Below are 357 nucleotides of genomic sequence, written 5' to 3'. Positions count from 1 at the left end.
TGTCGAGAAAATCTCGACAGCCTTTATTTTTTCTTAAAATATCCATTCTCATGTAATAAAATAAAAGAAAGACTTACAAGGACGGTGTCTTTCTCATGTTGCACACAAGAAATTCTTCTCAAAATGCAGCCGAATTTGTTCTGCTTGACCAACTCGTCGAAGAGGATCATCTGCTTCGTAAAATTGATAAACACATAGACTTCTCTTTCATCATTGAAAAGGTGAAACCCTACTACAGCGAAAACAAAGGCCGCCCCTCACTTGATCCGCTAATTTTATTCAAAATGATGTTTATCGGCTACCTCTACGGTATCCGTTCAGAAAGACAGCTCGAAAAAGAAATTTACTACAATATGG

At 37.3% G+C, this 357-nt stretch carries 1 protein-coding gene; it reads left to right on the top strand.

Going from position 1 to position 357, the window contains the following annotated elements; translation table 11 throughout:
- Positions 1–95: 95 nt before the first annotated feature.
- Positions 96–357 (top strand): transposase (locus tag WA325_RS21270; RefSeq protein WP_336184165.1); only part of this gene is annotated, 262 nt, incomplete at its 3' end.

This window comes from Bacillus sp. 205(2023), assembly GCF_037027485.1.
Lineage (GTDB): Bacteria > Bacillota > Bacilli > Bacillales > Bacillaceae > Bacillus > Bacillus halotolerans.
The sequence above is the reverse complement of the archived record's forward strand: the minus strand, read 5'-3'. Positions and strand labels throughout refer to the sequence as shown.